The organism is Nocardia thailandica NBRC 100428 (assembly GCF_000308795.1).
Taxonomy (GTDB): Bacteria; Actinomycetota; Actinomycetes; order Mycobacteriales; family Mycobacteriaceae; genus Nocardia; species Nocardia thailandica.
The window spans coordinates 24,627-47,754 of the sequence record NZ_BAGK01000019.1 but is presented as its reverse complement, the minus strand read 5'-3'; the positions used below and the strand labels follow the sequence as shown (position 1 = coordinate 47,754).

The following is a 23,128-nucleotide window of genomic DNA, read 5'->3' as shown; positions in this document are numbered from 1 at the left end:
CGCGACACCGAGCGCCGAACCCACGCGTCCCGCCGAGACGATTCCCACCGTCAGTCGTGCGGGCGCTGGGTCGGTGCCCACGGGCGCGCCATCGGAATTGACACTTCTCGAGGTCAACGTTGTCCTCTCGATTTCGTTCCAGTCCCGCGCAGCGGGTACCGGACGGTACGGAAGAGAGGATATCGGGCCGCCGCGGCGCGGCGCCATGCACCTGTGACGTGATGTGCGTCATCGGCCGCGCTCAGCTGCCGGTGGTCTCCGACCGCAGGTTGGCCATGATGTCGGCGACCGACAGCCGCTGCTCGCCCTCCGCCTCGCGGCGGCGGCGGCGCGAGCTCGTGCCGATCGGCAGATCGCCGGTGATCTCGCTCGCCGGAGTCGCGGCGGGTTCCGCGGCGGGCGCCTGCGCGGGCGCCACCGGGGCGACCAGCCGCGGCGGCGGCGACGCCTTGGACTTGGGCTTGCCCGGCCCGGCCTCCGCGGCGGCGGGCTGGCTGCCCGGGTGGCCCTGCTGGGCGGCGTACGGCTCGTAGGGCGGCTCCGGCGCCTGCGTCGCCTCCGGGACGAACGGGTCGGGGAACGACGGCTGATTGGACGGCACGGCCGCGTGCGCGCGGATGAAGTCGTCGAGGACCACCGCCGAGGTCTCCGCGGTGACCGGGTCGTCGTACGGATCGGCGAACGTGGCCGACTCCGGATGGCCCGGTTCGAAGACCGGCTTGAGGCTGCTGGGGGATAGCTGCCCGTGACCGGCGGGCAACGGACCGGCATCCGCCGGGTTATCGAAGAAATCCGCCTCGTGATCGGCGAAGGCGTCGAAGTTTCCACCCGGCAGCGCCTCCACCGTGGTGCTGCCCAGCGCCACCCGCTCCTCGGGCATGGCGCCGTCGAACAGCCGCTGCAGGCTTTCCCGGAGCACGGTCAGTTCCGCGCGCAGGGCCGCGATCTCGGTCGCGTCGGCGCCGACTTCGGCCCGGACCCGGGCCTCGACACCCATCTCGTATTCGCGCCGGGCGTTGATCTCGCGTTCGAGCTGGAGCTCGTAGACGGTCTGGATATCGCGCACCTTCGCGCTGTCCACCGCAGCTTCCTTGCGGTATCGGGTTGCCGCGAAGGCCGCGACGACCGCCGCCCACAACGCGGCGACCAGACCGACGCGAACGAACTGGACATTGTCACTGAAGATGAGGAAGGTGCTGGCGATGACGCCGAGCAGAATCAACGCGCCGGTGAGAAATTTTCCCGCGTCGACTCGCCGTCGACGAGCCGTGGTGCTCCGGGACGATGAAACCATGCAGGCCAGGGTAGCGGGGAAATCGGCACCGGCCCACTGCCGGCCCGAGTGATTCCATCCGCAAATTACTAGGTGGTAGCCGGTTCGTCCGGCGGGTCCTCCGGGGCGCGGCAGCAATACTCCAGCCACAACGCCGCAGCAACCAGCACCGACCCGGCCGTCAGGCCGACGATCGCGCCGGGAGCGTCGGCCGCCGCCGCCAGCAGCGTGCCGCGCTGTGGGAATACCCACAGCAGGAAACCCAGCCACACCCCGGCGGCCAGCGACCCGACCTGCGCCGAGGCCTTGGCCAGCGCCACCGCCCTGGCGACCGTGATCGGATGCAGCTCGTGCGGACCGTCGCCGATCCGGCGGTCGTTGACCCGCGCGCGCACCACGAACGCCAGCACGATCTCGATCGCGGCCACCGGGTACAGCGAGGCGCCCGCGAAGATCGAGATCGGCGGGAACAGCCGGTAGGTGAACCGGGTCGCGATCCAGGCGATGGCCGCGGCGACCACGAAGTTCACCACCAGGTCGAGGATCCGGGTGGGTTTCAGTTCCACGAGCGCACGCTCTCGTCCCCCAGCGACAGGTCGGTGCGGCGCACGCCCGCCACCTCGACCGCGGGCAACTCGGCGAGCAACTCGGTCAACGGCCTGCGCGCGCCGTCCACCGGCAGACTCGCCTCCGGTTCCACGTCGCGCCACGGCACGAGCACGAAGGCGCGGCGATGCGCCTGCGGATGCGGCAGCAGCAATTCCGGGTCGGCGGAGGCGATCTCGGCACCGTCCACGGCGCAGGTGATCACGTCGACGTCGAGGGTCCGCGCGCCCCAGCGCACCTCGCGCACCCGGTGGGCGGCCTGCTCCAGCGCCTGCCCGAAACGCAGCCAGCCGTAGCCGTCGAGCGCCGGGTCGTCGGCCACCACCACGGCGTTGAGGAAGTCGTCCTGCTCCACCCCGCCCCACGGCGCGGTCGTGTAGACCGGCGAGACCGCGACCACCCGCTCCCCCAGCGCGTCGACGACGCCGCGCAGGTGCGCGAGCCGGTCGCCCAGGTTGGACCCGATCGACAGCACCGCCCGGCTCATCGCGGCGCCGATCCGGCCCGGGTCCGGGTCGCGACCACCCGCACGTCGGCGAACTCGTGCGGAATCGGCGCCGACGGCTTGTGCACGACGGCCTCCACCGCCTGGATCCGCGGATCGGCCATCACGTCGTCGGCGATCTCGGACACGACGGTCTCGATGAGATCGCGCGGCGGACCGGCGATGATGCGCACCGCCCGCTCCGCGAGGGCGCCGTAGTCCACGGTGTCGGCCAGGTCGTCCGAGGCCGCGGCGGCGGCGAAGTCCACCCACACGGTCAGGTCGACCACGAAGTCCTGGCCCTGTTCCCGCTCGAAGTCGAACACGCCGTGCCTGCCGAAAGCGCGCAGACCACGCAGCTCGATCCGGGACGAGGCCGGGCGGTCCGCCGGCGGCGGCAGCAGCGGCGAGTTCATCGAGTGACTCCTCGGGCGGCAGCGGCACGCTGCCAGGTCTCGGTGACGGCGATCGCGTCGAGGGACGAGCGCACGTCGTGCACCCGCACCCCCCACGCGCCGTGCGCGGCCGCCAGGGCCGACACGGTGGCGGTGGCGACCTCGCGGCCGTCCGGCGGACGTGGGCCGTCCGCGTCGGCCAGCAGGGCGCCGAGAAAACGCTTGCGGGAGGCGCCGACCAGGATCGGCAGCCCGTCGGCGACCAGCTCGGGCAGCGCGGCCAGCAGTTCCCAGTTGTGCTCGGCGTTCTTGGCGAAGCCGAGGCCAGGGTCGAGGATGAGCCGGTCCGCGGACACACCCGCGGCGACCGCCTTGTCGACCTGGGTTTCCAGTTCGGCGCGCACCTCGGCGACCACGTCGTCGTAGTGATCGGCCGGGCCGGTGTGCCGGTAGTCGGCGCCCGCGCGCCAGTGCATGAGGATCCAGGGCGCGCCCGATGCGGCGAGCACCCGGACCATGTTCGCGTCGGCGCGGCCACCGGACACGTCGTTGACGATCTCCGCGCCCGCGCCGAGCGCCGCCTCGGCGACCTCGGCGCGCATGGTGTCCACGCTGGTCGGGACCCCGGCGGCCACCAGGCCACGGATCACCGGGACCACGCGGGCGGCCTCGGTCGCCGGATCGACCCGATCCGCACCGGGCCGGGTGGACTCGCCGCCGACGTCGACGATGTCGGCGCCCGCCTCGTACAGCCGGATCCCGTGTGCGACCGCGACCTCCGGGTCCAGGTAGCGGCCGCCGTCGGAGAACGAATCGGCCGTCACGTTGACCACCCCCATGACCACACACGACCGGCCGTCGCGCGCGAGTGCGCCCACGGGATGCGCGGTCATTTGCGCAGGATGAGGTCCAGGGCCTCGGCACGCGAGGCGGAGTTGGATTGCAGCGAACCGCGCACCGCCGAGGTGGTCGTGCTCGCGCCAGGCTTGCGGATGCCGCGCATCGCCATGCACAGGTGCTCGGCCTCGATCACCACGATCGCGCCGCGCGGGTCCAGCTTGCGCATGACGGCGTCGGCGATCTGGCTGGTCAGCCGCTCCTGCACCTGCGGACGCTTGGCGTAGAGGTCGACGACGCGGGCCAGCTTGGACAGGCCGGTGACCTTGCCCTGCGGCCCCGGGATGTAGCCGACATGGGCGACCCCGTGGAAGGACACCAGGTGATGCTCGCAGGTCGAGTACATGGGGATGTCGCGAACCAGCACCAGTTCCTGGTGGCCCTCGTCGAAGGTCGTGTCGAGCACGGAGTCCGGCTCGGTGTAGAGCCCGGCGAACATCTCCCGGTAGGCGCGCGCCACCCGGGCCGGGGTGTCGATCAGGCCGGGACGATCCGGGTTCTCGCCGACGGCGAGCAGCAGTTCCCGCACCGCCGCCTCGGCGCGCGCCTGATCGAACGACCTGCCGGTCTCCAGTGCGGTCAGCTGCGTCGCGCTGTCCGCGCCCAGTTCACCGGCCGGATCCGCACTCACGCCGTTACGCACCATCGCCATACCTCCCAGTTCGCCGGCGCCGGGTTTCCCCCGGCATCCGCGCATCGAGCCTAATGGGCGCGGCGGACACGGCCCGCCGCAGACCCGCTGGGCGGCCTGTCACTGCCGTCCGTTCGGCCCGTCCCACTGGTTGCCCTCGGGCTCGTCCTGGACCGGTCGCTGCTGCTCGCCGGTGGGCGGCTGCTGCTGACCCCACGGCTGCTGGTACCCGTGCCGCGGCGGCTGCGGCGCCGACCACGGATTCGGCTCACCCTGCGCCGGAGCCTGGGGCTGCTGCTCGTCGCGGGGCGGCCAGCCCGGCGCCGACCAGCCCGCCGGGGCGCCGTAATCGGGCCGCGAACCGTGCGTGGACGACGGGCGCGGGAACGCCTGCGTCGGCGCGTTCGGCAGCGGATACCCCGACGCGGGCGGCGCCGGATAGCCGTACGGCTGGGGTGCCGCGTGCCCGTTGGCCGGTTCCAGCTGACCCGCGGCGGCGGGCACCGGAGCGGGCCGGACCGGCTGCTGCGGCGGCCACGGCTCTCCGCGCTCGGCGGCCAGCTCGCCCGGGGTCTTCACCGGCGGCTTGTCCGAGGGCAGCCGCTCGCCGAAATCGTTGAACGCGGTGATGCGCGGGCGCTTCTCCACCGCGGACAGGATCTCCTCCAAGTCCTTACGGTGCAGGGTCTCGCGCTCGAGCAGCGCGGTGGCCAGGTCGTCGAGGACGTCGCGGTACTCGTTGAGGATGGCCCACGCCTCGGTGTGCGCGGCCTCGATGAGGTTGCGCACCTCCTCGTCGATCTCGCGGGCGACCTCGTGCGAGTAGTCCGAGGCCTGGCCCATCGACCGGCCGAGGAACGGGTCGCCCTGCTCCTGGCCGTAGCGGACCGCGCCGAGGCGCGCGCTCATGCCGTACTCGGTGACCATCGCGCGGGCGATCTTGGTCGCCTGGTCGATATCGGAGGACGCGCCCGTGGTCGGCTCGTGGAACACCAGTTCCTCGGCCGCGCGGCCGCCCATGGCCATGACCAGGCGGGCGATCATCTCCGACCGGGTCATCAGGCCCTTGTCGTCCTCGGGGACGGTCATGGCGTGGCCGCCGGTGCGGCCGCGGGCCAGGATCGTCACCTTGTAGACCGGCTCGATGTCGGGCATCGCCCAGGCCGCCAGGGTGTGGCCGCCCTCGTGGTAGGCGGTGATCTTCTTCTCGTGCTCGCTGATGATCCGGCTCTTGCGGCGCGGACCACCGATGACGCGGTCGACCGACTCCTCCAGCGACTCGCCGGTGATGACCGAGCCGTTCTCGCGGGCGGTGAGCAGCGCGGCCTCGTTGATGACGTTGGCCAGGTCGGCGCCGGACATGCCGACGGTGCGCTTGGCCAGGCCCTCGAGGTCGGCGTCGGGCGAGATCGGCTTGCCCGAGGAGTGCACCCGCAGGATGGCGCGGCGGCCGGCCAGGTCGGGGTTGCCGACGGGGATCTGGCGGTCGAAGCGGCCGGGACGCAGCAGCGCCGGGTCGAGGATGTCGGGGCGGTTGGTCGCCGCGATCAGGATGATGTTGGTGCGGTCGCCGAAGCCGTCCATCTCGACCAGCAGCTGGTTGAGGGTCTGTTCGCGCTCGTCGTGACCGCCGCCGAGGCCCGCGCCGCGCTGGCGGCCGACCGCGTCGATCTCGTCGACGAAGATGATGCAGGGGCTGTTCTGCTTGGCCTGCTCGAACAGGTCACGCACGCGCGAGGCGCCGACACCGACGAACATCTCGACGAAGTCCGAACCCGAGATCGTGAAGAACGGCACGCCCGCCTCGCCCGCGACCGCGCGGGCCAGCAGCGTCTTACCGGTGCCGGGCGGGCCGTAGAGCAGGACGCCCTTGGGGATCTTCGCGCCGAGGGCCTGGTAGCGGGCCGGGTTCTGCAGGAAGTCCTTGATCTCGTAGAGCTCCTCGACCGCCTCGTCCGCGCCCGCGACATCGGCGAACGTGGTCTTGGGCATGTCCTTGCTCAGCAGCTTGGCCTTGGACTTGCCGAAGCCCATCATGCCGCCGCGGCCGCCGCCCTGCATGCGGCCCATGACGAAGACGAACAGGGCAAGCAGCACCAGGAACGGCAGGAAGAACAGCAGCAGCTGGTTGAACCAGGACTCCTGCTTGACCACCGTGTCGTAGCTGGCGCCCGAGGCCTTGACCGCGTCGAAGATCTGCGCCTGGGTCGCGGAGGAACCCGGGTACTGGGCGATGATCTTGTTCGAGCCCTTGGTCGCGTCGTTGCCGTTCTTCAGCTCGATGCGGAGCGATTGCTCCTTGTCATCGATCTGCACGTTCTTGACGTTGTCCTTGTCGGCGAGCTGACTCAGCGCGACCGAGGTGTCGACGTCCTCCCAGCCACGCGTGTCGTCGCTGAGGAAGCTGAACAGCCAGATCACGAGCAGAATGCCCGAAACGATCGCCAACGTGCGAAACACTGTCTTGCGGTTCATAGAGCGTCGGCCGGACGGCCCAGTCCTTTCCGGTGATTTCTCCGGGTCTTGCCTGACGAAGCGTCGATCTCGGCGGGGTTCGGGTGCGGACATGCCACGTTACCGCGTACGGTCTAGTTCGATACATCGCGCAGTTCGGCTGCAGGTGCAGTTGCACTGGTAAACGGCCGGAGAACAGAGGAGGTTCCCGAACTCTCCGACCGGGTTCATGCAAGTGACCACAATCATGTCACGCCGCCTTTATGGTTGGCGGCGACACGACAACCGCGCAGGGGGTATGGAGATCGTCGAGCTACGAACACCCACAGCGATTCTGCGCCACGGACGTGGGCGGCTGACCGTCCTGCGCCCGGGTACCGACGGTGAGCGCGTCCTGGACGTGCCGATCGCCGACCTGCTCAAGGTCCGGCTCAACCGGCGGGCCGACGACGCCGTCGTCATCGAGATCTACCTCCGCTACCCGACACCCGTGCTGACCGGCGTGCCCGCCGACCGCACCCCGCTCCCGGTCCTCATCGCCGAGCACGACGTGCCCGCGGCCCTGAGCATCGTCGAGCAGATCAACGACCAGATCATGGCCACCCAGCGCATCGACGTCGCCGCGCCCGACCTGACCCCGCCGGAGCCCGAATGGGGCAAGTCCGGCCCGGTCCGCGCCGACGTGGAACGCGCCGTGCGCCGCATGGCGCCGCGCCGCGAGGCCCGCTCGGCCGTCGCCGCCCTGCACCGCTACGTCACCGCCGACGAATACGTGCTCGAGACCGCCGTCGCCGCGGCCACCCCGCCCGCGGGCCGGGGCAACGGCCTGCTCGCGGCCACCACCACCCGGCTGCTGTTCATCGGCATCGGCAACGGCGACCGCTACGCCTTCGAACTGCCCGTCGCGGCCGTGCTCGGCGCCCGCACCACCGAGCGCGCGCACTCCGCCCCCGGCGAGGTCGACGCCCGGCACGGCGGCCCCGGACTCGACATCCTCGACGGCAACCGCACCCTGCACTTCGCCGGCGCGGACCGGGCAGACACCGAACGGGTCGCCTGCGCGGTCAACTTCGCCGTCCGCAAGCAGGCCGCCGACGGCGCGGCGGGCCCGGCCGACCCGGGTGTGTCCCAGCTGTACGCCGAATGGGAACTGCTGGTGGAACGGCACTCGCTCGGCATGGTCGACGACACGCAATTCCAGCGCTACGGCCGAGGGATCCTGCGGGCGCTGTGATGTGGAGCGCTGGCGCGCTCGGGTCGCGGCCCTTCGGGCCTCGACGAAACGCGACCCGATACTCGCGGCTTTGCCGCATTGTCTCGGGTCGCGTTTCGTCGAGGCGGCCGCGAGCCGCCGCTGCGCGGCGGGGCCTCCTCGAGGTCGGCCGGGGGTGGCCCTGTTCGTGGCCGAAGTCGGCCGGGGGTGTGGGCGAGGCGAGGCGGAAGTGTGGTGGTCTTCTGCCCCTCAGACGAGTTCTATGCGGCGCCAGGGGCTCGTCGGGCGGGTCCAGAGGCGGAGCATTTCCATGCGGCGGTCCACGCCGCCGTTCTTGAGTTCGGCGAGGTCCTCGGTGGCCTGCCAATAGGTCCAGCCGGTCAGGTAGGCGTCGCCGAATTGGCGCCAGTTGCGGTAGCGGCGTTTGGCGGGCGGCAGCGCGCGCATGACGTACTCCCAGGCGACGTCGGCTTCGAGATATCCGGCGGTGAACGCCATGCGGGCGACGGCGACCACGCGGGCCAGATCCCAGGCCTGGATGTCGTTGGGCAGGGGGCGGGCCAGGTGTTCGGTGAAACCGATCTTTATCGCCTGCGACCAGATGTCGTAATCGCGGACCAGCGCCTCGGGATTGTCCATCCCCCGAAACGACCCGACCTGGCGCAGGAACGCGCGGTGCCGGTCGGCGCGTTCGCCGAAACGGTCGCGCTCGCTGGCGTTGATGGACGCCATCACCAGGGGGTGGACCAGCGCGTAGAGCGGGGCGTGCATGCCCTCGAGCAGTTGTTCCATGGAGGCGCGGGCCTCGGTGCCGTCGGTGATACCCCAGGCGCCGGTCAGGGTGTCGATGGCGAGTTCGCGGCGGTCGCCGAGCGGATGTTCGCGTTCGGGACCCAGCAGCAGGGAATCGTGGAAAGCGTCCCAGCGGGTGGAGTAGAAAGCGCCGAGCGCCAGGCCGCGCAATTCGTCGTCGGTGATGTCGGCGCCCGACCAGTGGTCTTCCTCCCGCTCGTCCAGTTCGGGGTAGGGAAACGTGGTCAGCTCTGGTACTCCCCGGGCAGGCATGTCGGCGAGTCTAGTGCGCTGACCGGGAGATGTGGCCGATCGCGCCATTGAGTGCGTCATGCGAATTTCAGATACCTGTGTTCTTGTCCTGCCAGGACTCCGTGGTCGGGTCTATCGTTTCCGCATGTGTCGAAATATCACCGTTCTGCGCGGTCTCGAACCCGCGGCGACGGAGCAGGAGATCTACGCTGCCGCGCTGCAATACGTGCGTAAGGTGGGCGGCATCTCGGGCCTGAGCAGCACCACCAAACCGGCCGTCGACAAAGCCGTCGCGGCGATCGCCGCGGCGACGACGACGCTGCTGGCCGAACTCCCCGATCGGCGGGTCCCGCCGGCCACCGAACCCCCGCTGCGGCGCATCGCCGCGCGCGAGGGCGCCGCGCAGGACTGAGTCCGCGCTCGTCGCACCGGCCCGGCGGTCCTCGCCCGGCCGGTACCCGATCCGCGCCGGGATTTCTCCGGCCGCGGAACGGAAGGGTGGCCGAACCGCGCCCTCGATCCGTCTCTCTCCGGAATAGTGAGCAGTGATTCACACAACGCAGTGGGAGTGGACGACGTGACCGACACAGTCATCGAAGTACGAAATCCGGCGACCGGAGAACAGGTGGGCACCGTCCCGCTGACCTCCCCCGACGCGGTCGCCGACGCCGTGCGCGCGCTGCGCGAGCACCAGCCCGCCTGGGAGGCCCTCGGCCCACAAGGCCGTAAGCACTGGCTGCTGAAGCTGCAGGACTGGCTCATCGACAACACCGAGGCGCTGGCCGACACGCTGCAGTCGGAGTCGGCGAAACCGCGGGTCGACGCCCTGATCGACCCCGCCTTCGCCGTCGACCTGACCGGCTACTACGCCCGGCGCGCGGCCTCCTTCCTGGCCGACGATCATCCGTCGCCGCACAGCCCGCTGGCCCGGGTGAAGAAGCTGACCGTCGCCTACCGGCCGTATCCGGTGGTCGGGGTCATCACGCCCTGGAACTTCCCGCTGGCCATGCCGGTCATCGACGTCATCCCGGCGCTGGCGGCGGGCGCGGCGGTGATCCTCAAACCGTCGGAGGTCACGCCGCTCTCGGCGGTGCATCTGGCCCGCGGCTGGGCCGAGATCGGCGCGCCGCCGGTCTTCACCGTGGTGACCGGTGCGGGCGAGACCGGCGCCGCGGTGGTCGAGCAGGCCGACTACATCCAGTTCACCGGCTCGACCGCCACCGGCCGCAGGATCGCCGAGCGCTGCGCGCAGCGGCTCGTGCCCTACAGCCTGGAACTCGGCGGCAAGGATCCGGCGATCGTGCTGGCCGACGCCGACCTCGACCGCGCGGCGCACGGCATCGCGTTCGGTGGCATGTTCAACGCGGGCCAGGTGTGCATCTCGGTGGAGCGGGTCTACGTCGAGGCGCCGGTGTACGACGAGTTCGTCACCAAGCTGACCGACGCCGTCGCCGCGCTGCGCCTCGGCCGGGACGGGCAGGTCGCGGCGCACGACGTCGGCGCGCTGGCCAACGAGAACCAGGCGGCCATCGTGCAGCGTCATGTCGACGAGGCGGTCGCCGCGGGCGCGCGGGTCACCACCGGCGGCAAGCGCACCGGCGAGGGCACGTTCTTCGAGCCGACGGTGCTGGTCGACGTGGATCACTCGATGTCGTGCATCCGCGAGGAGACCTTCGGCCCGACCCTGCCGGTGATGAAGGTGGCCGACGCCGAGGAGGCGATCGCGCTGGCCAACGACTCGATCTACGGCCTGTCGGCCTCGGTGTGGACCGGGGACAAGGCCGCGGGCGAGCGGGTGGCGCGCCGCCTGAACGCGGGCGCGGTCAACATCAACGACGTGTTCGCGAACCTGTTCAGTTTCGCGATGCCCATGGGCGGCTGGGGCCAGTCCGGGATCGGCGCGCGCTGGGGCGGCGCGGCGGGTCTGCGCAAGTACTGCAGGCCGCAGGCCATCACCAAGCCGATGGTGCCGACCATGACCAAGGAAGTGCTCTGGTTCCCCTACGACATGTCGAAGGTGACCTTCTCCCTCGGCGCGATGCGGGCCGCGGGGGCCCGCGGGTTGCGGCGGATCGATGTGCCGTCGCTGCTCCGGTTGCGCCGCAACGCGACCGGTCAGTCGACCAGCTAAACCCAACTGTGTCGAACATCACATCTCGGCGCGAATGACGGTGAGGCGTCGGCTTTCCCGGGTTTCCCGGAGATTGCCGGCGCGCCCCGCGCGGCCGGCGCACACGAGGCTCCGGCCTCGCCGAACACCGGAATTCGCAGGTCAGTCGACCGAATCACTCGTCGCCTACCGACCGGCCGGGCGAACGCCACACGATCACCCGGCCGGTGATGCGAACCACCACGCCAGGCCATATGCTGTTGATTACAGACCTGGCGTCTTTTTTCATCCGCTTACGCGAACTTTCATGCCTGTTTTGGCTGGAATTTCCCGACCGATTCTGATAGCAAGGGGCTATGGACCCGCACTTGCGCGATCTGCGGTATTTCGTCGCCGTCGCTGAGGAACTGCACTTCACCAACGCCGCACAGCGGCTGCGCATCGCCCAGCCCACCCTGTCCCGGCAGATCCGCCAGCTGGAACGTCAGCTCGATGTCGTCCTGTTCGACCGCAACCAGCGCAGCGTCGCGCTGACCGTCGCCGGCAAGGAACTGCTGGAAGGCGCCCGCAAGATCCTGGAGCTGTGGGAGGTGACCAACGTCTCCCTGCAGGAAGCCGGCGAGGTGCTGCGCGTCGGCATCCAGTCCGCGCTCGGCCGCGGGCTGATCAACGACCTGGAGAGCGCCAGCGGCCACCGCCTCGCGCTGCACGCCGCGTCGTGGAACGACCCGTCCAGCGGGCTCGCCGGCCGCCAGGCCGACCTGGCGCTGGTGTGGCTGCCCCTGCCCGACCCCAACCGCTACCGCTGGCAGGTGCTGCGCACCGAGCCGCGCTGGATCCTCCTACCGGAGAACCACCCCCTGGCCGACCAGGAGACGATCGACTTCGCCGACCTGCTCGACGAGCCGTTCATCGCTCTGCCGACCGAGGCGGGCGCGGTCCGTGACTTCTGGCTCGGCAACGACGCCCGCGGCGGCCGCGCCGCCCGCATCGGCGCCGAGGCGGCCACCCCCGAGGACAAGCTCGAGGCCGTCAGCCTCGGCCTCGGCGTGTGCCTGCTGGCCGAGAACAACGTCCCGATGTACCGCTGGCCCGGCCTGACCGCGCGCCCGGTCTCCGGGCTGACCCCGTGCGAGCTGGCGGTGGCCTGGCGGGCCGACGACACCCGCCCGACCATCCTGGAATTCGCGGGCCGGGCCGTCGACGGCGGTTTCTCCGAACCGCAGCAGCCGCAGGCCGTCGCGGTCTGAGCCGTCCGGCTACCCGAGCTGCTCGAGCTGGGCGGCCAGCCCGAGCAGCGTCGCCTCGCTGCCGGGCGGACCGGCCAGCTGGGCGGCCAGCGGGGTGTGCGCGTGCGGATGGGTGCCCATGGGCAGCGACGCCGCGGGCCAGCCGACCAGGTTCCACACGGCGGTGAACGGCGCGAAGCGCACGCAGCAGGCGACGTTGGCGCACCAGCCGCGGGTACTCCACTGACGGGCCCTCGGCGGCGGCGCGGCGAGCGTGGGAGTGATCACCACGTCGTAGTTCTCGAAGAAGTCGAGCAGGGTGGCTTCGGCCCGGTCGATCTGACGCGACCGGACCAGGCGTAGTCGCCGGACCAGCCTGCCCACCGCCAGATGCGTGCGGGTCCGCCGGGGTAGCAGGCCCGGCGCCGCGTCGAGGCCGGTCGTCGTCCAGCGCAGCAGGGCCGACAGCGCGGCGTCGCCGTAGGGCACCTCGACGGGTTCCACGGCATGCCCGATCGCGGCCGCGTGCATGCCCGCGGAGATGGCCGCCGCCGTCCAGTACCGGTCCACGCGCAGCAGCCGCGCGGGCGGCGCCACCGCCACCCCGATCCGCAGCCGCCCCGGCCGCTGCACCTCGGCGAGGTCGGCCCGGTCCGACAGCACCGACAGCGCCAGCGCCGCGTCGGAGACCGTCGTGGTCAGCACGCCGCCGCGTTCGTGGGCACCCGGCGCGCCCGGCGCGGAATCCACCGGCCTGCCCGGCTCGATGCCGAACACCCCGCAGGCCGCGGCCGGGATACGCACCGAGCCGATGCCGTCGTCGCCGTGCGCGATGGGGACCAGCCCCGCCGCGACGGCCGCCGCCGCGCCACCGGCCGCACCGCCCGCGGTCCGGCCGACGTCGCGCGGATTGCGGGTGACCCGTCCCGGCGCGTCGGTGGTCGCCCACAGGCCGAGTTCCGGCGCGGCCGTCGTCCCGACCACGATCGCGCCCGCGCCACGCAGCCGGGTCAGCGTCGCGACGTCGGCGTGGCCGGGGCGCTCCCGCACCGCCACCGGCACGCCGGCCAGCGGCAACATGTCCAGTTCGGGGTGCGCGGCCAGTTCCCTGGCGTCGGCGCGGGCGTCGGCCCGGACCGCGCGGAAGGCATTGATCTTGGGATTCTCCGAGGCGATCCGGGTCAGCGCGTCGTCGACGGCGGCGGTCGGCGCCATCGCGCCCTCGCGGACCCGCGCCGCCAGCGCACCCGCGGGCCCCCCGATCGGGAACGCGCCGGTGACCGACGTGACGTCGATCCCGGGGAGCGGGTCAGTGGTCGAATCCAAGCCGAATGCCATGGCAGTGCGGTCGTCCATGCTGCGTCGCCCCCGTCACGTCGTCGGTAATCGGGTGATCTGCTCTCGCAGCGCAAGTTATCATTTCGGGTACGGCTCGGGGACGATGACGTCGGGTGTGGCGGAAGGAATTTCGCACCGATCCGCGCGAACCTTAGGTCGGTCGATGAATGTTAGCGATGGCAATGACACGGCGCGGGAGCCAGGACCGGGTCGGCCACCCGGCGTGCGCGCCGATCCGATCGAGGCGTTCGCCGCGGCCTGGACCGACGCCGAGCGCAGCCCCGGCACGCCCCCGCCCGATATCGCGGCGTTCCTGCCCGACGCCACCACCCTGCGCCTGCACGCCCTGCTGGAACTGATCCGCATCGATCTGCGCAGGCGCTGGCTGCTGCCCGACGAGCACGAGGTCGACCGCAAACGGCTCGCCGAGTACTGCCTGGACTTCCCCGAACTCGACGTCACCGTGCTGCCCGCCGGGCTGGTGTTCGAGGAGTTCGTCATCCGCAGGCACGTCGGCGAGCGGGTCGACCCGCGCGACTGCCTGCGGGAATACCCGTACCAGGCCGGCGCCCTCCAGGCCCTGCTCAACAGCGACGACCTCGACCAGTCGACCCGCCGCAGCTCGCTGGGCGAACCCACCGCGCCCGCGCCGGTGAACCAGGACCCGTCCCGCACCCGTAGTACCGACATGACCCGCGCATCGGCCGGGGAGGTGACCGCTCCCCACCTGGACCTCACCATGACCGCGACCGCCGACGGCCCGTCCTCGGCGGGCGGCCTCGGCTACCTGGACCGCATCGAGATCGGTCAGCGGGTCGGCGACTTCGAGCTGCTCACCGGGCTCGGTTCCGGCGCGTTCGCGCGGGTGTTCCTGGCCAGGCAGCGGTCGCTGCAGCGGCTGGTCGCGGTGAAGATCTCCGCCGACCACGGCACCGAACCGCAGACCCTGGCCCAGCTCGACCACGACTACATCGTGCGCGTCTTCGACCAGCAGCTGCTCGACCAGGTCGACCCCGCCACCGCCGGGTCGCGGCGCCTGCGCCTGCTCTACATGCAGTTCCTGCCCGGCGGGACCCTGCTCGGCCTGCTGCGCTGGGTCCGCGCCACTCCGCCCGCGGAGCGCAGCGGCCGGCTGCTGCTCGACGCCGTCGACGCGGCCATGGAGGAGAAGGGCGAGATCCGACCGACCGACTCCAGCGTGCGCGACGAGATCGCCGAGCTGACCTGGCCGGAGACGGTGGCCTGGCTGGGCAGGCGGCTCGCCGAGGCGCTCGAGTACGCCGCCGCGCACGGCGTGCTGCACCGCGACGTCAAACCGGCCAACGTCCTGCTGACCGCGGAGGGCGTGCCGAAGCTGGCCGACTTCAACATCAGCTTCAGCCGCTCGGTGGCCGGGACCAGCCCCGTCGCCTACTTCGGCGGCTCGCTGTCGTACATGTCGCCCGAGCAGTTGCAGGCCTGCCACCCCGGGATGGCCCGCACCGCCGCCGATCTGGACACCCGCGCCGACATCTACTCCCTCGGCGTGCTGCTGTGGGAGCTGCTGACGGGCGCCAAGCCCTTCGACGACAGCGCCATCGGCGAGCAGGGCGACCAGACGACCCTCGAGTCCATGCTCGAGCGCCGCAGCGCGGGCGTGGAACCGGCCGCTCTCGACCGGGTGCCCCCGGACTGTCCCGCCGCGTTGCGCCGGGTCCTGCTGACCTGCCTGGAACCCGAACGCACCGCGCGCTGGGCCGACGGCGGCGTGCTGGCCGCCCAGTTCGAGATGTGCCTCGACGCGCGCGCCCGCGATCTGGTCGACCCGCCGCCCGACAGCTGGCGGCTGCGGCTGCGCCGGTACCCGCTGCTCATCCTCGTCCTGGCCATCGGCATCCCGAACATCCTGGCGTCCTGGTACAACATCGTGCACAACCAGCAGCTGGTGGTGAGCAGGCTCAGCGAGGAGGCGCAGCAGACCTTCATCGTCATCACCGCCGCGGTGAACCTCGTGTACTTCCCCATCGGCACCGCCATCCTGGTCTACCTGGGCAGACACGTGATCTGGGTGCCGCGCGGCCTGCGGAAGGGTCGACGCTACGACCCCGACACCCTGCGCCGCGCCCGCGCCGACACCCTGCGCTTCGGCGACCGGACGGTGATCGTCGCCTTCTCGCTGTGGGCGCTCGCCGGGGTGACCTTCCCGATCGCGCTGCGACTGGCGGCGGGCGAGGTCCCGTCCTTCGCGGTGGTGCACTTCTTCGCCTCGCTGCTGGTGTGCGGGGCGATCGCGGTGGCGTACCCGTTCTTCCTGGTGAACTTCTACCTGGTCCGCTGCGTCTACCCGGTCTTCCTCCGGCACGGCGAGATCAGCGACGCCGACGGCCGCAACCTGCGCGCCCTCGACCGGCGCTGCAACTGGTACCTCGCGGTCGCCGCCTCCATCCCCCTGCTCGCCGTCGCGGGCGTGACCTTCCTCCCGCCCACCGACATCCCCATGGTCATCGTGGCCGTCCGGGTCCTGTGCGTCGGCGCGATCATCGCCTTCATCGGCTCCTACCAGCTCTTCCGCTCGCTGGAAGCCGACCTGCAGGCCCTGGAACGCGTGGTGTCGCCCGACCGCGACGACCGCCACGGCGACCGCGCCCGCTGGGGCGCGAGCTCCGAGACCGCGGAGCCGCGCCGGTGAGTGTCACCGTGGCCGACACGGGGGCCGCCGCGTGGACCGAGGACAACGTCCTGATCGTCGACAGCCCCCTCGCCGACCTCGCCCCCGGGCACCGCGTCGACGACTTCGACCTGCTCACCGCCCTGCACACCGGCGAGCGGAGCCGGGTCTTCCTCGCCAGGCAGCGGTCGATGCAGCGCGTGGTCGCCCTGCGGTTCGTGCTCGGCGAGGCGGCGCGGCCCGCCGCCGAGCTGGACCATCCGTCGATCGTCCGGGTGTTCGACCATCGCCCGGTCCGTCTCGGCGGCGCGGACGCGATGATGGTGCACTCGCAGTACCTGCCCGGCGGCACCGCGCGCGAGATCCCCGCCGCGCCGGGCGACCCGGACGACGGTGGCCGTCGCCTCCTGCGCGCGGTGGACGCCGCGATGGAGAGCCGGGGCGAGATCCGGCCCGCCGATTCGCGGGTGCGCGCCGAGATCGCCGCCCTGAGCTGGCCGGAGACGGTGGCCAGGGTGGGCGCCGAACTCGCGTCGGCGCTCGCCTACGCCGACCGCAACGGTGTCCGGCACGGCGCCATCACCGCGGGCGATGTGCTGTTCACGGCCGAGGGCATCGCGAAGCTGGGCGGCTTCACCGGACCCGACGCCGACCCCGCCGCGGACGTCGAGGCGCTCGCGCGGCTGCTGTGGCGCATGCTCACGGGCGCCGAGCCCGGCGCCGACCGCGAACCACCCGCCGACTGCCCGCCCGCGCTGGCGCGGATCCTCGTGCGGTGCATGGGTTCCGGCGATCGACCCGACGCCGCGACCCTGGCCCGGCGGCTGACCCTCTGCCTGGACCCCCGGGCGCGCGACCTCGTCGATCCGCCGCCGATCGCTCCGCGGGTGCGGCTGCGCCGGTGGCGCCTGCCGCTGGTCGCGCTGGCGGTGATGGTCCCGAACGCCCTGGCATCGCTCTACGAGATCAAACAGAGCAACACGCTGGTCATGGCGCAGTTCTCCGACGAGACGCGCGCGTACTTCGCCGCGTCGACCGCGGTGTCCAACCCGCTGAGCTTCGCGCTCGGCGCCGCGCTGCTGCTGTATCTGAGCCGGCACGTGGTCACCGTGCCCGGCGCGCTGCGGCGGGGCGGGCCCGTCACGCCGGACGTCCTCGCTCGCGCGCGGGCCGAGGCGCTGCTGCTCGGCGACCGCACCGTCGCGGTGGTGCTGGTCCTGTGGATAGTGAGCGCGCTGACCGTCCCGTTCGGCATGTGGGCTGGGCACGAGTGGATGAGTCTCGCCGACTTCGCCCACATCCTGGCGGCGCATCTGATCTGCGCGACGATCGCGCTGGCCTATCCGTTCCTGCTCGTCACGTTCTTCATGGTGCGCAGCGTGTATCCGATGTTCCTCGGCGACAACCGGATCGGCGCGGACGAGGTCGTCCGGCTGCGCGCGTTGCGGCGGCGCTGCACGGTCTACCTGCTGCTGGCCGCGTCCATTCCGCTGTTCGCCGTCGCCTCGGCCACGCTGCTCCCGACCGGCGACCTCACCCGCATCATCGGCGCCGTGCGCGTGCTCGCGCTGGGCAGCGTCGTCCTGTTCGCGGGCGCGTATCTGGTCTTCCGCGCGCTCGAGCGCGACCTACGCGCGCTCGAGCGGGTGGGGTCGGGTCAGGAGTAGACCTTGGGGTCGAGGGTGCCGATGTAGGGGAGATCGCGGTACCGCTCGGCGTAGTCGAGGCCGTAGCCGACGACGAACTCGTTGGGGATGTCGAAGCCGACGTGGGCGACGTCGACGGGGGTGCGCAGCGCGTCGGGCTTGCGGAGCAGGGTGACCACTTCCAGCGAGGCCGGGTTGCGGGTGGACAGGTTGCGCTTGAGCCACGAGAGGGTGAGACCGGAGTCGATGATGTCCTCGACGATGAGCACGTTGCGGCCGGCGATGTCCTTGTCGAGGTCCTTCATGATGCGGACGACTCCGGAGGAGGAGGTCGACGAGCCGTAGGAGGACACGGCCATGAATTCCATCTGGGTGGGGATGGGCAGGGCGCGGGCGAGGTCGGTCATGAAGAAGATGGCGCCCTTGAGGACGCCGACCAGCAGCAGGTCGCCCTCGGGAGAGTCCGGCGGGTACCGCTTGGCGATGAGCTCGGCCAGCTCGTCGGTCTTGGCCTTGATCTGCTCTTCGGTGATCAGCACCGACGCGATGTCGTCTCCGTACACGTCAGTCGGTTTCCCTTCGTGTTGGTCGGCGCGCGGTCGCGCGCGGCTGGCTGCGCAAGGTCAGCGTGCCATGTTCGCGCGTCACGACCAACCTCCACCCCGGTCCGCCACCCGCCACCGCGACGCCCCCCTGCCCGCGCCACGCGGTCACCAGGGCGTCGATCGCCTGTAAATGGCTGTTCATGAGCCCGCTCACGCCCCGTTCGGCCAGCCAGGCGCGGATCGCCCGCTTGCGCAGGGCGGCGGGGGCAGTGGCCAGGGTCTCGATCGACAGGCCGGGCTCATCAGAGGCCGTGCCCGTCCCCGCCCGGCGGAGCAGGTCGGCGGACAGTTCGTCGAGCACGTCCCCGTCCTCGCGCAGCTGGGCGGCGGTGCGGGCCAGGGCGGCGGCGACGCCGCCGCCGAGTGCCTCCTCGAGCAGCGGGAGCACCTCGGTCCGGACGCGGACCCGGGTGTAGGCGGGGTCGCTGTTGTGCGGGTCCTCCCAGGGGGTGAGGCCGAGGTCCGCGCACATCTGCCGGGTCTGGGCGCGGCGCACGCCGAGCAGGGGGCGGCCCCAGGGCGCCTGCCAGGCGGTCATCCCGCGCAGGGACCGCCCGCCGGACCCGCGGGCGAGCCCGAGCAGCACGGTCTCGGCCTGGTCGTCGAGGGTGTGCCCGAGCAGGACCGGCCTGCGGTCGCGGGCCGCGTCGAGGGCCGCGTACCGGGCGTCGCGGGCGGCCGCCTCGGGACCCCCCTCGCCGACCACGTCGACCGGGAGGACCAGCGACTCGCGGCACCCCAGCCGCTGCGCCGATTCGGCGGCCCAGCGCGCGACGTGATCGCTGCCCGCCTGCAGCCGATGATCGACGACCAGCGCGCGCACGTCGGGGATCTCGACCGCGGCCGCCGCCGTGAGGGCGAGCGAGTCGGCGCCGCCCGAGACCGCGACCGCCACCGACCAGCAGCCGACGGCGTCCCGCCAGGCCCGCACCGCGCGCCGGACCGCGAGCACCGCGTCGGTCTCCGGCAGCAACATATCGGCAGGCTACCGCGCCGTCGGCGGTCGCGGACCGAGGCCGGTTCGCGCTCGCCGGACCCGGCGGGCGGCGAGCGTTCGCGCTCAGCCGAGGACGCGGGCGACCCAGCGTTCGGGCGCCTCGATCTCGTCGGTGCGTGGCAGCGTGTCCGGTCCGGTCCAGATCGCGTTGAACCGCGCGACGCCGACCTGGTCGACGACCGCGTCGACGAACTTCTTGCCCCGGACGTACTGGGCGAGTTTGGCGTCCATGCCGAGCAGGGCGCGCAGCACGCGCTGGACGGGGTTGGCGGCCTTGCGGCGGCGCTGGTCGAAGGCGGCGCGGATGTCGGCAACGGTCGGGACGACGGCGGGGCCGACGGCGTCCATGACGTGGTCGGCGTGGCCTTCCAGCAGCGTGCCGAGCATGAGCAGGTTGTCGAGGGCTTCGCGCTGGGGCGGGGCCTGGGCGGCGCGGAGCAGGCCGACGATGCCCTTGCTGTTGGGATCGTCCGCGCCTGCGCGCCGGCTGCGCACCTCGGCGACGAGCCGGTTCAGGATCTCGGCGAAGGGTTCGTCGCCGACCGCGCCGAGGACGTCGACGTTCTGGCGCATGTAGCCCGCCAGCCACGGCGAGGCCGAGAACTGCACCCGGTGGGTCACCTCGTGCAGGCACACCCAGAGCCGGAAGTCGCTCGGATCGACCCGCAGCGCCCGCTCCACCGTGACGATGTTGGGCGCGACCAGCAGCAGGGTGCCGTCGCGGCCGGTGAAGGGGTCGTACTGGCCGAGGATCGCGGTGGACAGGAAGGCCAGCATGGCGCCCGCCTGCATCCCGGCGGGCTTGCCCGCCAGCCCGGACTTCTCCCCGGGTTCGGTGCCGGTGAGCGTGGCCATGGAGTCGGCGGCCGCGCGGATCCAGCCGGGCCGGTCGACGACGCGGGCGGCGGGCACCGGCTGGTCGTCGAGCAGCCCGGAGACCTCGCGGACCGGCCCCTCGGCGCGCACCGACGCGTCGGCGAGCTCGGCGACGACCTGTTCGGCGTCGAACCGGGTGGCACGGGGACCGGCGGGGACGAGCGCGGCGCCCGTGCGGGCGGCCAGCCGCCAGTCGACCACGCCGGAGAATCCCGGATTCCTACGGTTCTTCTCGTCGGTCATGGCCACCCACCCGTCTAGGAGCATCCACAGTTGCGCAGTGCGGTCGCGACGGCGTCCAGGGCGGGCCGGGAGACCTCCGGCGGCCGCTCGTTGGACATGAGCGCGAAGGTGAGCACCCGCCCGTCGCGGTCGAGCACATACCCGACCAACGCGCTGGCCACCGTCAGAGTTCCGGTCTTGGCGCGCACCCAGCCCGCGCCGTCCCGGTTGCGGTCGACGTAACGCACCGCGAGGGTGCCGGTGCCGCCCGCGACGGGCAGGTCGTCGAGCATGGGTGCCAGTGTGCTTGCGCGGGGGTCGTTCTCGGGCCGGGCGGTGCCGGTCGGGCCGCCCGTGGCGGCGCCTGCCGGCTGGGCGGCGACGGCGAGGATGCTGTCGAGCAGGCGCGGCGGCACGCGGTCGTCGACGGACAGCCCGCTGGTGTCGGCCAGGACGAGCCCGGTGACGTCGAACTTCGCGGTGCGCAGGGTGTCGGTGACGGCGGCGGTCGCCCCGGCGAAGGACGCCTCGCGGCCGAGCAGCACGGCGAGTTCGCGGCCGACGGCTTCGGCGAGCACGTTGTCGGAGTGGATCATCATGTCGTGCAGGCGGGTTCGCAGCGGCGCGGACTGCACCCTGGCGACCTCGGTCGCCCCCGCGGGCGCCTGGCCGACGCGGACCCGGCCCGGGTCGAGGCCGAGGTCGGAGGCGAGCCTGCGCCCGGCGTCGAGGGCGGGGGTCGCGGTGCGCGGCGAGTAGTCCTGGGACGGGTCGAGGCGGCCCGCGTCGAGCATGACCGGTTCCATCGGCGCGATCGAGCCGTCGCCGATGTCGACCGGGTCCCAGCCGGGGGCCATGGTCGGCCCGGTGTAGGCGGAGGTGTCGACGACGATGGTGTCGGCCGTGCGGCCCGAGGAGCGGATCTGCGCGACCAGGTCGGCGAGTCTGGGCGCGTCGGTGAAGTAGCCCTTGCCGTCGGCCGCCGCGGTCAGCGTCGGGTCGCCGCCGCCGACGAGGACGAGCTCGCCCCGCGCGGACCCGGCGACGACCCGGGTGACCAGCCGGTGCTCGGCGGGCAGGGTCAGCAGCGCGGCGGCGGTCGTCATGACCTTGGCGGTGGAGGACGGGATCATCGCCTGATCGGGGGTCTGGCTCCACAGCACGGTCCCGCTGGCCGCGTCGGTGATCCGCGCGGCGAAGACGCCGAGGTCCGGGCTGGTCGCCACGGCGGCGAGCGCCGCGGCCACGCCCGCCCGGCTCGGTGTGGGCGCCCCCGGCCCGGCCGGGTCGAGCTGCGGGTCGACCCGCTGGGGTGTCGGCGCCGCCTCGATCTCCAGCCCGCCGTGGCGGAACTCCGGTGTCCACGGCCGGACCACGACCAGCACCGCCGCGACCGCGACGAGCAGCACCGTCAGCGCGGCACCGAGCCAGATCCAGCGCGCGCGCCGACGCCCGGTGACGAGCACACCGGGGTTCGTCCCGTTTCCACCATCCATGACCGGTACCGCTCCTCCAGCCCCATGACACGGTGAGGGGAACTCCTCCGGCCGCCTGCCGCACCCGTGTATCCGGACACCACACTATCCTCGTTGCGCAACGGTTCCCCAGAACGATCTGGCGAGTCGGTGAGATCAGCTTCCGAGCGAACAAGGAGATGGCGTGGAGTTCGACGTCACCATCGAGATCCCCAAGGGTTCTCGCAACAAGTACGAGGTCGATCACGAGTCCGGCCGCGTCCGGCTCGACCGCTACCTCTACACGTCGATGGCCTACCCGGCCGACTACGGCTACATCGAGAACACCCTGGGCGAGGACGGTGACCCGCTCGACGCGCTGGTGCTGCTGCCCGAGTCGGTGTTCCCCGGCGTCATCGTCGAGGCCCGCCCGGTGGCCGTGTACCGCATGACCGACGAGGCCGGTGGCGACGACAAGATCCTGGCCGTGCCCGCGGGCGACCCCCGCTGGGACCACATCCAGGAACTGTCGGATGTGCCGGAGTTCGAGCTGGCCGCGATCAAGCACTTCTTCGAGCGCTACAAGGACCTCGAGCCGGGCAAGTTCGTGAAGGGTTCGGAGTGGGTCGGCCGCGCCGAGGCCGAGAAGATCATCGACGAGGCGTTCGCCCGTCTGAAGGAGAACGGCGGCCACTGAGCCCGCCGCGTACGCGGAAGCGGGAGGTCCGGCGATGCCGGGCCTCCCGCTTTCCGTTGTCCCCCAGGGCACCTCAGTACCAGATGTAGAGGTCCCAGCCGCTGTAGGTCTCCTCGCAGCTCCAGTAGTAGCCGCCGGTGGACGGCGCCTCGCCGTCGGCGCGGCAGGCGTCGAGCGTGTAGTAGCTGGCGTAGTACGTGCCGTACGCCACGGCGGAGGCGCTGCCCGCGGCGACCGTCGACACCCCGGCGACGGTCGCGACGGACAGCAGGGCCGCGGCGATGAAGGACTTGATGCGCATGATGTGTGC

At 72.0% G+C, this 23,128-nt stretch carries 21 protein-coding genes and 1 pseudogene; 7 read left to right on the top strand and 15 right to left on the bottom strand.

Annotated elements, in window-relative coordinates:
* The 8 genes and pseudogenes from ON36_RS36845 to ftsH all read right to left on the bottom strand — a co-directional run.
* Nucleotides 1–207, bottom strand: a pseudogene (locus ON36_RS36845) (hypothetical protein); the annotation flags it as partial.
* A gap of 34 nt (nt 208–241) precedes the next feature.
* Nucleotides 242–1,294, bottom strand: coding sequence for a DUF6779 domain-containing protein (locus tag ON36_RS01890; RefSeq protein WP_083884845.1), 1,053 nt, complete (start codon nt 1,292–1,294; stop codon nt 242–244).
* A 68-nt stretch (nt 1,295–1,362) separates the two neighbouring features.
* On the bottom strand, nt 1,363–1,833 hold the full coding sequence (locus ON36_RS01885) for a DUF3180 domain-containing protein (protein WP_043647073.1): 471 nt from the start codon (nt 1,831–1,833) through the stop codon (nt 1,363–1,365).
* Nucleotides 1,830–2,366: a 2-amino-4-hydroxy-6-hydroxymethyldihydropteridine diphosphokinase gene (folK, locus tag ON36_RS01880; protein ID WP_043647037.1), complete on the bottom strand. Its 537-nt coding sequence runs from the start codon at nt 2,364–2,366 to the stop codon at nt 1,830–1,832. Before folK ends, ON36_RS01885 begins: the two co-directional genes overlap by 4 nt.
* On the bottom strand, nt 2,363–2,779 hold the full coding sequence (gene folB / locus ON36_RS01875; RefSeq protein ID WP_052313547.1) for a dihydroneopterin aldolase: 417 nt from the start codon (nt 2,777–2,779) through the stop codon (nt 2,363–2,365). Before folB ends, folK begins: the two co-directional genes overlap by 4 nt.
* The gene (gene folP / locus ON36_RS01870; protein WP_052313546.1) at nt 2,776–3,651 is read right to left on the bottom strand and encodes a dihydropteroate synthase; all 876 of its coding nucleotides are present in this window, start codon (nt 3,649–3,651) and stop codon (nt 2,776–2,778) included. The genes folB and folP overlap by 4 nt, the downstream gene beginning before the upstream one ends.
* Complete coding sequence (gene folE / locus ON36_RS01865; protein ID WP_373281757.1) at nt 3,648–4,307, bottom strand: GTP cyclohydrolase I FolE; 660 nt, start codon at nt 4,305–4,307, stop codon at nt 3,648–3,650. Before folE ends, folP begins: the two co-directional genes overlap by 4 nt.
* Nucleotides 4,308–4,406: 99 nt before the next feature.
* The gene (gene ftsH, locus ON36_RS01860) at nt 4,407–6,761 is read right to left on the bottom strand and encodes an ATP-dependent zinc metalloprotease FtsH (RefSeq protein WP_043647034.1); all 2,355 of its coding nucleotides are present in this window, start codon (nt 6,759–6,761) and stop codon (nt 4,407–4,409) included.
* A 277-nt stretch (nt 6,762–7,038) separates the two neighbouring features.
* Here ftsH and ON36_RS01855 point away from each other — a divergent pair, with 277 nt between their 5' ends.
* Nucleotides 7,039–7,974, top strand: a complete 936-nt coding sequence (locus tag ON36_RS01855) for a hypothetical protein (protein WP_043647032.1) — start codon at nt 7,039–7,041, stop codon at nt 7,972–7,974.
* A 228-nt stretch (nt 7,975–8,202) separates the two neighbouring features.
* Here the strand turns inward: ON36_RS01855 and ON36_RS01850 are convergent, their stop codons facing one another.
* Nucleotides 8,203–9,018, bottom strand: a complete 816-nt coding sequence (locus ON36_RS01850) for a DUF1266 domain-containing protein (protein WP_043647030.1) — start codon at nt 9,016–9,018, stop codon at nt 8,203–8,205.
* Between the two features lie 124 nt (nt 9,019–9,142).
* Between ON36_RS01850 and ON36_RS01845 the strand changes: the two genes are divergently transcribed.
* From ON36_RS01845 to ON36_RS01835, 3 genes are all read left to right on the top strand, one after another.
* Nucleotides 9,143–9,409, top strand: a complete 267-nt coding sequence (locus ON36_RS01845) for a DUF2277 domain-containing protein (RefSeq protein ID WP_043647027.1) — start codon at nt 9,143–9,145, stop codon at nt 9,407–9,409.
* Between the two features lie 165 nt (nt 9,410–9,574).
* Nucleotides 9,575–11,128 carry an aldehyde dehydrogenase family protein gene (locus ON36_RS01840; protein ID WP_245557826.1) on the top strand — a complete coding sequence of 518 codons (1,554 nt, stop codon included), beginning with the start codon at nt 9,575–9,577 and terminating at the stop codon, nt 11,126–11,128.
* A 335-nt stretch (nt 11,129–11,463) separates the two neighbouring features.
* Nucleotides 11,464–12,357 (top strand): LysR family transcriptional regulator, encoded by an 894-nt coding sequence (locus tag ON36_RS01835; protein ID WP_043647022.1) that lies wholly within the window; start codon nt 11,464–11,466, stop codon nt 12,355–12,357.
* 9 nt (nt 12,358–12,366) lie between these two features.
* Here the strand turns inward: ON36_RS01835 and ON36_RS01830 are convergent, their stop codons facing one another.
* On the bottom strand, nt 12,367–13,551 hold the full coding sequence (locus ON36_RS01830) for an amidase family protein (protein ID WP_052313551.1): 1,185 nt from the start codon (nt 13,549–13,551) through the stop codon (nt 12,367–12,369).
* Nucleotides 13,552–13,837: 286 nt separating this feature from the next.
* Here ON36_RS01830 and ON36_RS01825 point away from each other — a divergent pair, with 286 nt between their 5' ends.
* Together ON36_RS01825 and ON36_RS01820 are read left to right on the top strand one after the other, a co-directional pair.
* Nucleotides 13,838–16,342, top strand: a complete 2,505-nt coding sequence (locus tag ON36_RS01825) for a serine/threonine-protein kinase (RefSeq protein ID WP_083884843.1) — start codon at nt 13,838–13,840, stop codon at nt 16,340–16,342.
* Nucleotides 16,339–17,988 carry a protein kinase family protein gene (locus ON36_RS01820; RefSeq protein WP_052313544.1) on the top strand — a complete coding sequence of 550 codons (1,650 nt, stop codon included), beginning with the start codon at nt 16,339–16,341 and terminating at the stop codon, nt 17,986–17,988. The genes ON36_RS01825 and ON36_RS01820 overlap by 4 nt, the downstream gene beginning before the upstream one ends.
* On the opposite strand, the gene hpt is transcribed toward ON36_RS01820, so the two are convergent.
* The 4 genes from hpt to ON36_RS01800 form a co-directional block, all read right to left on the bottom strand.
* Complete coding sequence (gene hpt / locus ON36_RS01815) at nt 17,979–18,530, bottom strand: hypoxanthine phosphoribosyltransferase (protein ID WP_043647019.1); 552 nt, start codon at nt 18,528–18,530, stop codon at nt 17,979–17,981. The genes ON36_RS01820 and hpt overlap by 10 nt on opposite strands.
* A 1-nt stretch (nt 18,531) precedes the next feature.
* Nucleotides 18,532–19,548, bottom strand: a complete 1,017-nt coding sequence (gene tilS, locus ON36_RS01810) for a tRNA lysidine(34) synthetase TilS (protein ID WP_052313543.1) — start codon at nt 19,546–19,548, stop codon at nt 18,532–18,534.
* A gap of 84 nt (nt 19,549–19,632) precedes the next feature.
* Nucleotides 19,633–20,688 carry an Rv3626c family coenzyme F420 biosynthesis-associated protein gene (locus tag ON36_RS01805; RefSeq protein WP_043647016.1) on the bottom strand — a complete coding sequence of 352 codons (1,056 nt, stop codon included), beginning with the start codon at nt 20,686–20,688 and terminating at the stop codon, nt 19,633–19,635.
* Between the two features lie 14 nt (nt 20,689–20,702).
* The gene (locus tag ON36_RS01800; protein ID WP_083884842.1) at nt 20,703–22,163 is read right to left on the bottom strand and encodes a D-alanyl-D-alanine carboxypeptidase/D-alanyl-D-alanine-endopeptidase; all 1,461 of its coding nucleotides are present in this window, start codon (nt 22,161–22,163) and stop codon (nt 20,703–20,705) included.
* Nucleotides 22,164–22,326: 163 nt separating this feature from the next.
* On the opposite strand from ON36_RS01800, the gene ON36_RS01795 reads away from it, so the two are divergent.
* On the top strand, nt 22,327–22,818 hold the full coding sequence (locus ON36_RS01795; protein WP_043647012.1) for an inorganic diphosphatase: 492 nt from the start codon (nt 22,327–22,329) through the stop codon (nt 22,816–22,818).
* Nucleotides 22,819–22,891: 73 nt separating this feature from the next.
* Here the strand turns inward: ON36_RS01795 and ON36_RS01790 are convergent, their stop codons facing one another.
* Nucleotides 22,892–23,119, bottom strand: a complete 228-nt coding sequence (locus tag ON36_RS01790; protein WP_043647009.1) for a hypothetical protein — start codon at nt 23,117–23,119, stop codon at nt 22,892–22,894.
* Nucleotides 23,120–23,128: the final 9 nt, after the last annotated feature.

What these genes read in the sequence shown, in the direction of transcription:
- folP (WP_052313546.1), bottom strand. Translation starts at nt 3,651, where the DNA reads ATGACCGCGCATCCCGTGGGCGCACTCGCGCGCGACGGCCGGTCGTGT.
- ON36_RS01845 (WP_043647027.1), top strand. Translation starts at nt 9,143, where the DNA reads ATGTGTCGAAATATCACCGTTCTGCGCGGTCTCGAACCCGCGGCGACG.
- folE (WP_373281757.1), bottom strand. Translation starts at nt 4,307, where the DNA reads ATGGCGATGGTGCGTAACGGCGTGAGTGCGGATCCGGCCGGTGAACTG.
- ON36_RS01830 (WP_052313551.1), bottom strand. Translation starts at nt 13,551, where the DNA reads ATGGCGCCGACCGCCGCCGTCGACGACGCGCTGACCCGGATCGCCTCG.
- ON36_RS01825 (WP_083884843.1), top strand. Translation starts at nt 13,838, where the DNA reads ATGAATGTTAGCGATGGCAATGACACGGCGCGGGAGCCAGGACCGGGT.
- ON36_RS01855 (WP_043647032.1), top strand. Translation starts at nt 7,039, where the DNA reads ATGGAGATCGTCGAGCTACGAACACCCACAGCGATTCTGCGCCACGGA.
- folB (WP_052313547.1), bottom strand. Translation starts at nt 2,779, where the DNA reads ATGAACTCGCCGCTGCTGCCGCCGCCGGCGGACCGCCCGGCCTCGTCC.
- ON36_RS01835 (WP_043647022.1), top strand. Translation starts at nt 11,464, where the DNA reads ATGGACCCGCACTTGCGCGATCTGCGGTATTTCGTCGCCGTCGCTGAG.
- ON36_RS01850 (WP_043647030.1), bottom strand. Translation starts at nt 9,018, where the DNA reads ATGCCTGCCCGGGGAGTACCAGAGCTGACCACGTTTCCCTACCCCGAA.
- ON36_RS01805 (WP_043647016.1), bottom strand. Translation starts at nt 20,688, where the DNA reads ATGACCGACGAGAAGAACCGTAGGAATCCGGGATTCTCCGGCGTGGTC.
- folK (WP_043647037.1), bottom strand. Translation starts at nt 2,366, where the DNA reads ATGAGCCGGGCGGTGCTGTCGATCGGGTCCAACCTGGGCGACCGGCTC.
- ftsH (WP_043647034.1), bottom strand. Translation starts at nt 6,761, where the DNA reads ATGAACCGCAAGACAGTGTTTCGCACGTTGGCGATCGTTTCGGGCATT.
- ON36_RS01800 (WP_083884842.1), bottom strand. Translation starts at nt 22,163, where the DNA reads ATGGATGGTGGAAACGGGACGAACCCCGGTGTGCTCGTCACCGGGCGT.
- ON36_RS01790 (WP_043647009.1), bottom strand. Translation starts at nt 23,119, where the DNA reads ATGCGCATCAAGTCCTTCATCGCCGCGGCCCTGCTGTCCGTCGCGACC.
- ON36_RS01890 (WP_083884845.1), bottom strand. Translation starts at nt 1,294, where the DNA reads ATGGTTTCATCGTCCCGGAGCACCACGGCTCGTCGACGGCGAGTCGAC.
- tilS (WP_052313543.1), bottom strand. Translation starts at nt 19,548, where the DNA reads ATGTTGCTGCCGGAGACCGACGCGGTGCTCGCGGTCCGGCGCGCGGTG.